At 59.0% G+C, this 11,368-nt stretch carries 7 protein-coding genes and 1 pseudogene; 1 reads left to right on the forward strand and 7 read right to left on the reverse strand.

Annotation, left to right across the window (positions count from 1 at the left end; all coding sequences use genetic code 11):
- Positions 1-3: 3 nt before the first annotated feature.
- Both AB3G88_RS13650 and AB3G88_RS13655 read right to left on the reverse strand, forming a co-directional pair.
- A complete protein-coding gene (locus tag AB3G88_RS13650) occupies positions 4-3,114 on the reverse strand; it encodes an efflux RND transporter permease subunit (RefSeq protein WP_480454365.1) in 3,111 nt (1,036 codons plus the stop codon).
- Positions 3,111-4,220 (reverse strand): efflux RND transporter periplasmic adaptor subunit, encoded by a 1,110-nt coding sequence (locus tag AB3G88_RS13655; protein WP_480454366.1) that lies wholly within the window; start codon positions 4,218-4,220, stop codon positions 3,111-3,113. Before AB3G88_RS13655 ends, AB3G88_RS13650 begins: the two co-directional genes overlap by 4 nt.
- Positions 4,221-4,426: 206 nt before the next feature.
- Between AB3G88_RS13655 and AB3G88_RS13660 the strand changes: the two genes are divergently transcribed.
- Complete coding sequence (locus AB3G88_RS13660) at positions 4,427-5,887, forward strand: efflux transporter outer membrane subunit (RefSeq protein WP_480454368.1); 1,461 nt, start codon at positions 4,427-4,429, stop codon at positions 5,885-5,887.
- Positions 5,888-5,935: 48 nt separating this feature from the next.
- On the opposite strand, the gene AB3G88_RS13665 is transcribed toward AB3G88_RS13660, so the two are convergent.
- From AB3G88_RS13665 to AB3G88_RS13685, 5 genes and pseudogenes are all read right to left on the reverse strand, one after another.
- Positions 5,936-7,207 (reverse strand): OmpP1/FadL family transporter, encoded by a 1,272-nt coding sequence (locus AB3G88_RS13665; RefSeq protein WP_400524303.1) that lies wholly within the window; start codon positions 7,205-7,207, stop codon positions 5,936-5,938.
- A gap of 230 nt (positions 7,208-7,437) precedes the next feature.
- On the reverse strand, positions 7,438-8,058 hold the full coding sequence (locus tag AB3G88_RS13670) for a TetR/AcrR family transcriptional regulator (protein ID WP_099583113.1): 621 nt from the start codon (positions 8,056-8,058) through the stop codon (positions 7,438-7,440).
- A 266-nt stretch (positions 8,059-8,324) separates the two neighbouring features.
- The gene (locus AB3G88_RS13675; RefSeq protein ID WP_112195402.1) at positions 8,325-9,245 is read right to left on the reverse strand and encodes a substrate-binding domain-containing protein; all 921 of its coding nucleotides are present in this window, start codon (positions 9,243-9,245) and stop codon (positions 8,325-8,327) included.
- Positions 9,246-9,262: 17 nt separating this feature from the next.
- Positions 9,263-9,976, reverse strand: coding sequence for a methyl-accepting chemotaxis protein (locus AB3G88_RS13680; RefSeq protein WP_371926557.1), 714 nt, complete (start codon positions 9,974-9,976; stop codon positions 9,263-9,265).
- A gap of 144 nt (positions 9,977-10,120) precedes the next feature.
- A pseudogene (locus AB3G88_RS13685) lies at positions 10,121-11,248 on the reverse strand (HAMP domain-containing protein); the annotation flags it as partial.
- Positions 11,249-11,368: the final 120 nt, after the last annotated feature.

An 11,368-nucleotide genomic window follows, 5' to 3' on the forward strand; every position in this document is an offset into this window, starting at 1 on the left:
TCTTCATTTATCAGTCGGAAGTGCTTGGGTGGGTTTCGCTGTATGCGTACCGCTCTCAGGCTCGGGACGGATCTTGAACCATATGGAATACATCGCAGGCAGGAATACCAGCGTCACAATGGTTCCGACAAACGTGCCTCCGATCAGGGTGTAGGCCAGCGTCCCCCAGAAGACGGAATGGGTCAGCGGGATGAACGCCAGGATTGCCGCCATCGCTGTCAGCAAGACCGGGCGAGCCCGCTGTACCGTGGCTTCGACCACCGCATGAAAAGGGTCCAGCCCTTCTTGTTCGTTGTGGTGGATTTGCCCGATCAGAATCAGCGTATTGCGCATCAGGATGCCCGAGAGCGCGATCAGACCGACCAGCGCGTTGATGCCGAAGGGTTGTTGAAACAGTAACAAGGTCGGCACTACACCCATCAACCCCAGCGGTGAGGTGAGGAACACCATGATCATCGCGGAGATGGAGCGAACCTGCAGAATGATGACCAGCAGCGTCATGGCAATCATGATCGGGAACAGCGGCAACATCGCCGTACCGGCCTTGCCCGACTCCTCGATTGCACCCGCTTGCTCGATCCGATAGCCGTCCGGCAGTTTGTCGATGATCGGCTGGAGTTCCTTCACAATCGCACTCGACACATCCGGCGGCTGCAGATCCTCGGCAATATCGCCGCGTACGGTGATGGTCGGTGTACGGTCACGACGGCGAAGGATCGGATCCTCCATACGTACATCGACCTCCCCTACCTGAGACAACGGAATCCGCTGACCCGCCGTGCCGACCAGGGTAAAGCCTTCGATTTTGGCGGGATCAAGGCGGATATCACCTGCCGCACGCCCGACCACCTGCACCGAACGAATGTCCTCGCGCACCGCCGTGATCGGTACGCCCGCCAGCAGGAACTGCAGTTGCTGTGCCACCGCGCTTGACGTCAACCCCACGGCCTGCAAACGATCCTGATCCAGCGTGAAATGCAAGGTCGGCGTCAGCGGGCCCCAGTCGGTGTTGACGGTTCTCATCATCGGACTGGCCTGCAACACGTCCTGCACCTGACCGGCAATTTCGCGAAGTTTCACCGGGTCAGGCCCCATCACCCGGTAGGCGACCGGGAACGGCGAGTACGGGCCAAACACCAGTTGCGTGACCCGGACCCGCGCTTGCGGCGCAAGGCCTTCGGCAGCCGCCTCGCGCAGACGCAACTTGAGGGTCTCACGGGCCTCCTGGCTGTCTGTCAGCACCACGATTTTGGCGAATGACGGATCCGGCAGTTCCGGTGCCATCGCCAGATAAAAACGCGGTGCGCCTTGCCCGATATAGGCCGTGACGATTTTTGCCTCCTCCTGCTGTTGCAGCCAGGCTTCTATCTTGGCGCTGGTGGCGCTGGTCTGCTCAATGGAGGTTCCATAGGGCATTTGCACTTCAATCAGAACCTCAGGACGGTCCGAGGTCGGGAAGAACTGCTTCTTGACCAGGCCCATGCCGAGGATCGACACCACAAACAAAACGATAACGGTGCCGGCCACCAGCCATTTGCGCGCAATGACCTGCGTCAACAGCCGGCGGAAGCGGTTGTAGTGACGGGTGTTGTAGATGGCGGCGTGGCCACCATCGACTGTCTTAATGTTCGGTAGCATCTTCACGCCCAGATACGGGGTGAAAACAACGGCCACCACCCAGGAGGCAATGAGGGCTATACCGACAATCCAGAACATGTTGCTGGTGTACTCACCGGCGGTCGATTGCGCGAAGCCATTGGGCATAAAGCCGATCGCCGTCACCAGGGTACCGGACAGCATCGGCGCCGCCGTATGGCTCCAGGCGTATGCGGACGCCTTGATGCGGTCGTAGCCCTCTTCCATTTTCACCACCATCATTTCGATAGCAATGATGGCGTCGTCCACCAGCAGGCCGAGTGCCAGAATCAATGAGCCGAGGGTAATCCGGTCAAAGTTCTTCCCCGTGGCCTCCATCACCACAAACACTACGGCCAGCGTCAACGGCACAGCGGCCGCCACCACAACGCCGACACGCCAGCCCATGCTGAGAAAGCACACCAGCATCACCACGAGCAGTGCAACGAAGAACTTGACCATGAACTCGCCGACGGCCGAATCGATATTCACCGCTTGATCGGTGACTTTGGTGAGCGCCATGCCCAGCGGCATGCCCTGGTTGATCTTGACGGTCTCCGCATCCAGCGCCTTGCCGAGGTCCAGCCCGTTCCAGCCATCGCGCATCACGATCCCCAGCAGCAACGCATCTTCACCGTTGTTACGCACGAGAAAGGTTTTGGGATCTTCGTAACCACGTTCAATCGTCGCCACATCAGAGAGCTTGAGCGTGCGTCCCTGGAGCGTAATAGGTGTGTCGCGAATTTTCTGCAGCTTATCGAAGGCGCCATCCAGGCGCAGGAAGACTTCAGGTCCTTGGGTTTCAATGGAACCTGCAGGCGTGAGCACATTTTGATTATTCAGCGCGGCAAAAATGTCCTGAGGCGATACGCCCAAGGTGGCCAGGCGATCATGGGAAAACGAGACAAAGATACGTTCGGGCTGCTCCCCGATAATATTGACCTTCTTCACACCCGGCACATGCAGCAGGCGCTGGCGCAACGACTCGGCATCGCGCACCAACAGGCGCTGTGGCTCGCCTTTGGCTTTCAGGGCAAACAGGGCGAATGTCACGTCCGAGAATTCATCGTTGACCATCGGCCCAATGACACCGGCCGGCAGCTTTATCGCCTCATCATCGAGCTTTTTACGCGCCTGATAGAACTCCTCCTGCACCTGCGACGGCGGCGTGCTATCGAGCAATGACAGCATCGTGAACGCCAGGCCCGGGCGGGTATAGGTTTCCGAGCGGTCGTACCACTTCAGTTCCTGCAGGCGTTTTTCAAGCGGCTCTGCGACCTGATCCTGCATCTCCTGGGCAGTCGCCCCCGGCCACGCGGTGACCACCGTCAACTGCTTGACCGTAAAGGGAGGATCCTCCGCGCGCCCCAACTGGAAGAACGACAGGATGCCCGCAACAGCAATCAGGAAGATCAAAAATACCGTGATCGAGCGCTCGCGTACGGCGAGCGCCGAAAGGTTGAAACGACCCTCGCTCATGGATGAGTCCCCGCAACCTTGACGTCACCCTGTTGAGCCAGCCGCACCTCTTCGCCATCGCGCAGCAGGTGTGCACCCAAGGCTACAACCGGCTCGCCTTCCTTGAGATCGCCTGCGACGCGTGCTGCATCGTCGCTTAAACCCAGGACCTGCACAGGCCGCCAACTCACTTTCGCCGGTGTACCGGCGATGACCCACACCCCCGTCCCCTTGCCGGGGTCATAAACCGCCGCGATGGGTACTTGCAACACCGGCCCCTGCGCCGCGCCTTCGCCAATCCTGAGTGTGACGGTCGAACCAAGTGGCGCATTCGCCAGTGCGCCCTCCAGCACATATCGCGCCTCGAAGGTGCGAGTCATACGGTCCGCCGAGTCCGACAGCAGCCTGAGCCTTGCGGTAACCGCACCGGTGGTGTTGCCATAAAGTGTCGCTTGCGCGGAAGACCCGACTGCCGGGCGCACGGTCTCGGGCAGGTGCACGATAGCCTCGCGCTGCCCTGCTCTCGCGAGCCGAACCACCGGCTGCCCCGGGCTGACGACTTGCCCAGGCTCAGCGAGCGTCTCCACCACGATGCCGTCGGTATCCGCCACCAGCACCGCATAACCCGAAGCATTCCTTGCCACATCAGCCTGCGCTTGCGCGGCGCCCAGTTGTGCCTTGGCGGTATCCGCCGCCGCTTTGATCTGGTCATAGGCCGATGCAGAGACCGCACCTGCAGCGACCAGATCACGGTAACGCGCTTCGTCATCCGCAGTCTGCTTGGCTCGGGCCCTAGCGGCTGTGACCGACTCTTGCTGTGCCCGCGCCTGCAAACCCAAGTCAATCGGGTCGAGTCGCATGAGCGGCTGGCCACGCTTGACGGTCTGGCCGGTGTCAACCAAGCGCTCTAGGATCTTGCCTGACACCCGAAAGCCCAAATCGCCCTGAGTACGGGCAGCGACCACCCCAGTGAAAGAACGCGAGATATCAGAGGAAGCCTGAACCGCTGCCGACCTCACCAGCGGGGCTTGCGTGCGCGGATCTTGAGCGGTGGATGGCTCGCCACACGCCGTCAGGACGAGAGGCAACAAGCAAGCGGCAATAGGGGCAGGTCGAAGCCGGCGCATAGATTCCCTTGATTAAATAATAGGATGGAAATCATATTTTTAGACCTGTGACTATATTTGTCAACGGTCACAATTGCCATGCACCGATCTAAAAGCCTGGCAGTCGCGTTTATAGGTCAAACTGGTCGTTGAGCAATAGTGTCAATTGACAGATAGTGACCATGACGTAACATGGTCACATCCAACATTCGATTCAAGGAATCTCAATGCCCTCCCTTCACCCCCTCGCTCTTTTGGTGAGCGCCAGCCTGATAGCAGGTTGCGCGGTCGGTCCGGACTATCAGCGTCCTGACGCGCCGCTTTCCGGTGCATATATGGGCCAGGCCGCTGTTGAACAACGGCCTGGTGCGCCGCAGGCGAGTCTTGCCGCGTGGTGGGAAGGCTTTGGTGATCCACAGTTGGCCGACTTCGTCTCTAAAGCCCTTGCGCAGAACCTGGACCTGGCACAAGCGGCGGCGCGAGTCACACAAGCGCGCGCAGGACTGGGCGCCGCCAATGCCGCTTTACTGCCCTCGGGAAACATCAGTGGTCAGGCTGCGCGTTCCTATCAGTCAATCGAGACGCCACTGGGCCAGGTGTTGAATTCAACCCCTGGCTTTGATCGATACGGAAGTTCCTACGAGCTCAACCTTGATGCGAGCTGGGAGGTGGATGTGTTTGGCGGCCTGCGACGCGGGCGCGAGGCCGCACTGGCCGAGTACCAGGCCTTCGAGGCTGGCGCTGCCGCCACACGCCTGGCCATCGCTGCGCAGACGGCTGATATCTACATCACGGTACGTGGATTGCAGGCCCGGCTGGACATCGCAAACCGACAAGTCAAAACGCAGGAGCAATTGCTGGAAAAAGTCCAACTGCTCTATGGTAAAGGCCTCGCCGCCAGCTATGAGGTTCGCCAAACGGAAGGCGCGCTGTTGCAAGTCCAGGCGACAGTACCGGCTCTGCAAACTGGCTTGGATGCCGCCATTAACGCACTCGATGTGATCCTCGGCACACCTCCAGGCACGCATCGAACGCAATTGGCAAGTCAGGGCACGATTCCTCTGGCACCACAACTGAACGACACTGGAACACCCGCCGATTTGCTGCGCCGCCGGCCAGATCTGATTGTGGCTGAGCGCCGCCTCGCGGCCTCCAATGCACGCATCGGTGCGGCCGCCGCTGAGTACTACCCGAAGTTTTCACTGAGCGCATTGCTCGGCAGTGCCACGGCCGTATCCGGCGGCAACCTGTTTACCGGCGGTGCCAGCCAGTCGGCAGGCGTCTTGGGCCTGCGCTGGAGGCTCTTCGACTTCGGTCGCATAAACGCACAGATTGACCAGGCAAAGGGGCAGGAAGCCGAAGCACTGGCCGCTTACCGCCAGTCTGTCTTGCGCGCCACTAAGGATGTCGAAAACGCCTTCTCCGCCCTGGTGAATCGGGAAGTTCAAGCCACAACTCTCACCGCAGGCGAGGACGCCCTGACACAGGCCCGCCAATCGTCGTTCACAGCCTATCAAAACGGCACAGTCAGCCTGATCGATGTGCTGCACGCCGACGAGATCCTGCTGCGCTCGTCCGATGCTCGCGCACAAGCTCGAACCGAATCGGCACGGGCGGCGGTCGCCGCCTTCAGAGCGCTCGGCGGTGGCTGGCAAGCGCCTGAGTCCCAGCGTGTGGCGACTCGATAAACTACGGGCCCTGCCGTACGGCAGGGCCGCGTGTGGAACAGCAGCCAATCAGAACCGATAACTGACAGAGGCTCCAAGACCGCTCGCGCTGTTTTTATACTTGGAACTGTATGCGCCCCTGGTCGCAGAGACGTGATTGATCTGAACACTCTCTTCCCACAGATAAGAGTAGGCAACATCAATTGTGAAGTTGTTTGCGGGGGTCCAGCCTGCGCCGACGCTGAACACTTTCCGGTCGCCCGTAGGAATGCGCGGCCCTCGATCGGTGTTATTGGTGGGCGACTGATCGACCGAGAAGCCGGAACGAAGCACCCACTGATCATTTAACTTGTACGCCGCGCCGATCGCGTGAGCCCACGTATCATGCCAGTTCTGTTCTTCGGTGACGGAACCCAGTTGAGCACTCAACAAAGGAGGCAAGCCTTTGGTCTCGCTGGTCAATTCCTTGAAGCGACTCCACCGCGTCCAGGTACTCCCAGCGTATAGGGTCCAGTCATCATCCAGTTGATGAGTCAACGACATGTCCACGGACTCTGGAGTATCCACTTCCAGCGAAGCGTCATAGCTGCGACCACTCACCCCCAGCACGCTAAAGAGACCGTCAGTGACCTTGGTCTTGGCATCCAGGCGGTAGCTGACCTTGGAATGGTAAGTCATCCCCAGACGGGTGCGGTCTGTAGCCTGCACCAAGATACCGACGTTGAAACCCAGAGCCGTGTCATCCCCTGTACTTTTGAGTTTGCCGTCATTGCGGCCGGGGCTCAGCGGATTGGGCACCATCCCGGACAGCTCGCCGCTGATGCGGTTGATGGTAGGACCAAACCCGATCGATACTTTATCGTTAAAGGCATAGCTGACGGTGGGCTGAAACGTAAGGGTCGTGACTTCACTTTTGTTGGCATAGTAACGGCCGGCAAAATCGCTGCCGTAATCGGTCATCAGACCAAACGGCACATAGAACCCCACACCGAATGCCCAATGCTCATCAATAGGCTTCACGTAGTACCCCATCGGTACCGTGGTCACTGGCACCATGTCGCCGTCTTCCTGACCGCCGAATGTACTGCGCGTCTGGCTTATATCCGACTTCGCGAAAAGCATCGCGCCACCCACGCTGACCTGCTCGCTTTTCAAGCGAGCCATACCCGCCGGATTACCGAAGACCGTGCTCGCATCTTCAGCCGAAGAAGAGCGACCGGCAAACCCGGAGCCCATCCCGCTGATGCTTTGTTCGTTGAGCGCAAAACCGCTCGCCAGCACGTTAGAAGAAGCAAGCACGACAGCCAGTCCAAGTGGACGTTTGAGCAAGTTTTTTTTCATTATTGGAACTCTTCATGGTCACCGAAAGAACCCGGCGGTCGCCGCGCAAGTAACAGAGAGGCGCTGAATCATAGCGATGCCGCCAAAGCTGGGGAGTCATGTTTAGTCATGTGACCATTTATGTCAATGGTCACAATCCAGGCAAAAGCGTGTACGCCGCTGCTCGATGCAATGGCTGAAACTGAAAAGGTATTTTTTCGACGTTCACATGAAGGCTGCGCAGCCTGGAATCACGGCATGAGGCTACGCAATATCAGGTTCGAGGTGAGCGTGGGTGCTGTCTCTACGAAGTCAAGATTGTATTGCAGCAGCAACGGGTTGACGAAAGGTCGCAGCGCAAAATGGATGGAATCTACCGTCTCATCCAATGGAGTCTTGCGTTCAAATTCGCCGCTTTCCCGCCCTTCACGCACGATATGCAAAACGAAACGTTTAATCTGTGCGTCGTAATGTTGTGTACTCGGCCAGCTTTCTGACGCCGCAAGAGCGGCAATGTCATAGAGCTTTCGATCGTTAAAGAACAGGCTCGCACCCGTGGAGATCAAGGTCCTGACCAAGCGTCGAAAGCGCTCCGTCGACGAAATATCATCGACACTGATGGCCTGTTCAACCGCCGCAACGATTTCCGCCAGGCAATTTGAGCAGATGGCTTCGCCGATCGCTTGTTTGGAATCGAAGAACTTGTAGATGTAAGCCTTGGAAAATCCAATGGCCTTGGCCAGGTCGGAAACCGTGGTTTTGCTGTAACCGTACTGGCTGAAATGTTCGTTGGCCGCCGCGACAATCTGATCTCGAATGTCATGATCGGCTGGGCCCCGAACGCCGGGCGAGAAAATGGATGGCTGGTTCATGCCTGTAGCTTACGGATCCAAGTCACAGTTGACAACTCGTGACCGATTTCCAGTCAGGTCACAAGTCGGTCAGGCTGGGGATACCTTGCTACCGTATTGACTTGGGTCGGTCGGGATTCGGATCCGCCCTTATGCTGACTTCTCTTCAATGCATCATTCAACGTATCGCTGCCAGGCCAACGCTTATTTCCGGTGATGTCCCAACAAACATATCCGTGTCGCCACAAGCCCAGCCCAGCGCATTGACCGCCTGCTCCGCCACCCTGTCACTCGAACTGCTGGCGATTCTCCGGGGTAATCAGCTGGAACGGCACCCAGATAATCGGCGCCTCCAACCCTTCGCCACGCGCCAGATGAACAGCGGCCTCAACCGCGCCATTGGCCTGCCCCACGGCATCCTGGAACACACTGACTGCCATTTTTCCCTCCGCCATGAGCTTGAGCCCATCCGACGTGCCGTCGATGCCGCCGACCCAGTAATCCTTGGCCTGTTTGCCCGCCTTCTCCAGGCCCATGATCGCGCCGATCGCCATCTCATCGTTGTTGGCGGCGACAATCGAAAAGTCGACGCCTTGCTTCACCCAGTCCATGACCACCGTGGCGGCCTGGCTGCGCTCCCAGTTGGCGACTTTTTTCTGCACGATTTTCATGTCCGGGTACTTGGCGACGACTTTTTCGACGTCCTCCGTGCGCATCAGCGAGGACGCATTGGCGGGGTCGCCGACCAAAATCACCACGTTGCCCTTGTAGCCGGCACGGCGCGCCAACTCTTCCATCTGCAACGTGCCTGACTCCAGTTCGTTGGAACCGACAAACGCCGCACGGGCGGTGAGCTTTTCGGGCGATGGATTACGGTTGACGAACACCAGTGGAATATTCGCTTCGCTCGCCAGGCGCATCATCTGTGGCGTGCTCTTGCCATCGACCACCGCCACGATGATCGCGTCGACTTTGGAGTGGATCAGGTTGCGGAATTGCCGCATCTGCAGTTCAGCATTGTCCTGCCCATTCTCCATAAAGATATCGATATCCATCGCCGCTGACTTTTGCTGCACGCCATTGCGCAGCAACGCCTGGAAATTATCGTCGTACTTGGCCATGGCCACGCCCACCAGCGGTGTGGCCGCCTGGGCCAGGCCCGTCGTTAACAGCGCCGACCCCAGGAAACATTTCAACCATGCGTTCATTTTCTTGCTCCTGAGGATCAAACGCTGAATTGATGAAGCAATTCACGCTGCACTTTGGCCATGCTCGACAGGCGCTGGCTGCTGCTGGCCGATTCTTCGGCACCTTGCGCGGTCTGCTGTGCTGAGTCATTGATCTGGATAACCATGCGACTGGTCTCCGCGACGGTGGCGCTCTGCTGCTCGGTGGCGGCGGCGATCTGAATATTCATGTCGCGAATCGTGCCCACCGCCGCGCTCATCGAGTGCAGCAGTTGCCCCGCACCGGAGGCAAGGGTCACGCATTGGCTCGATTGCGCCTGGCTTTCGTTCATCACCTGGACGACGGAGTGAATCGTTTCCTGCATCCGGCCGATCATGTCCTGGATTTCGCTGGTTGAGGACTGGGTGCGACTCGCCAGGGAGCGCACCTCGTCGGCAACCACGGCAAAACCTCGGCCCTGCTCGCCCGCACGCGCGGCTTCGATGGCGGCATTGAGCGCCAGCAGGTTGGTCTGTTCGGCGATGGTACGGATGGCAACCACGATGCCCTCGATAGTGTGGCCGTACTTCTGCAACTCGTCGGTGACCTCCGTGGCTTTGTTTACTTGCTCCGCCTGACGCCGGATATTGTCGATGGTCTCGGCCACACGCTCCTGCACCTCATCTGTGAGGTCACTGGTGTCATCCACCGCCTTGCGGGTGTCCTGGGCGCGCCGTGCAACCTCTTCCACGGTGCTTTCCATTTCAGTCATGGCCGAGGCCGCCGATTGCAGCCGGTCTTTTTGTTCATCGACCACGCGGGTGGTCTGCTCACTGTTCAGGGCATTGTTGTCTGCCGTGGTCGCCAGGGCATCGGCGGAGCTGATCAACTCGCGGAAGGTTTTGCGCAGGGCAATGGTCAGCTCGTTCAGGTAACCGCCCAGCTCTCCAAACTCATCCTTGCGCGAGACGTCGAAACTGACGCGCATATCACCCGCCGTCAGTTGCTTGAGCACCTCGCGAAACGCGGCCAGCGGCCGGCGCAGGCTGAAAGCCACCCAGAGCCCGATCAGCACAGCGGCGAGCACCGCCAGTACACAAGCGATCAACAACAGGCTGCGGCTGGTGCCGATGGTGGCGTTGGCAGCGTCCCGGGCCTGATTGGCGACCTCAAGGGATTGGCTGCCAAACTCGCCAATCTTGCCAAGGGTCGATTGCAGTGCAGCTTCCACCGTATTGCGTTGCTGCATGACCTGGGCGCCCAGTTTTGCCTCTGCCTGGTAGGCATGGAATACACCGTCGGCTCCGGTCAGGTCCGTGAGCAGACGATTGACCATCACGGCGGCAATCCGTCCACCTCTGGGGTCGACGGCCAATAACGCCTGCAGGCGTGTGCTGATGACCTCGTCCTGCAGGTTCAGCACCCGTTGCAGGTTCTCGATGGCGGGCGTCGCGGCATGGGCGGCCAGTCCGTCATAGGATTTATTGACTTCCAACAGCAGCTTTTCAGCTGCCGCGACCTGTTGGTTGTCGCCGGCACCGCGTGCACGGGCAATCTCGTCACGCAAGAAACCCGTCAACTGCGAACCCTGGCCACTGCTGTAACCTTGCAGCACACGCGTCAGCGCGAGCTGCTGCACATGCTCACGATGCGAGGCCATCAGGGCTTGCGCCTGTTCGGTGTAGGCATTCACTAACTGACGCTGTTGAGCGAGACTGGCCTTCAACTCGTCCCGGTCGACGACATACACCGCGGTGCTTTCGAGTAAACGATTGAACTGGTCAACGCTGTCAGTGAACGGTTGCTTGCCAGCGTCGATCTGTTTGAGATCGTTGCTGATCAGTATGGCCAGCAACGCCTGGTTCGCGCGCAGGATGTGCACGTACAACTCACTGGCGGCCCGACTCAACGGCGCCGATTGGCCCGTAATAATGCCCAGGCGCTCGCTGATGGAATGCGTGCTTTGATAGCTGATCCCGGCCATTGTCAGCAGCAACAGCACAAGCACGGCAAAGCCCCCGATCACCCTTTGTAAAATGGTCATGGCTACCCTCTTTAATTGTTATGGGTGAGGCTGTCTGAAGCATGGGCGTACATCGAGGGAGAAAGCTCGCAACGCTAAATCTTTCATCGGCCGGGCAGCGGGAAACTTGAGGGTAAAGCA

It is taken from the genome of Pseudomonas arvensis, assembly GCF_056688935.1.

Bases quoted from the DNA above. Each gene is read 5' to 3' on its own strand.
- AB3G88_RS13675 (WP_112195402.1), bottom strand. From the start codon at position 9,245: ATGAACGCATGGTTGAAATGTTTCCTGGGGTCGGCGCTGTTAACGACG.
- AB3G88_RS13655 (WP_480454366.1), bottom strand. From the start codon at position 4,220: ATGCGCCGGCTTCGACCTGCCCCTATTGCCGCTTGCTTGTTGCCTCTC.
- AB3G88_RS13670 (WP_099583113.1), bottom strand. From the start codon at position 8,058: ATGAACCAGCCATCCATTTTCTCGCCCGGCGTTCGGGGCCCAGCCGAT.
- AB3G88_RS13660 (WP_480454368.1), top strand. From the start codon at position 4,427: ATGCCCTCCCTTCACCCCCTCGCTCTTTTGGTGAGCGCCAGCCTGATA.
- AB3G88_RS13665 (WP_400524303.1), bottom strand. From the start codon at position 7,207: ATGAAAAAAAACTTGCTCAAACGTCCACTTGGACTGGCTGTCGTGCTT.
- AB3G88_RS13650 (WP_480454365.1), bottom strand. From the start codon at position 3,114: ATGAGCGAGGGTCGTTTCAACCTTTCGGCGCTCGCCGTACGCGAGCGC.
- AB3G88_RS13680 (WP_371926557.1), bottom strand. From the start codon at position 9,976: ATGACTGAAATGGAAAGCACCGTGGAAGAGGTTGCACGGCGCGCCCAG.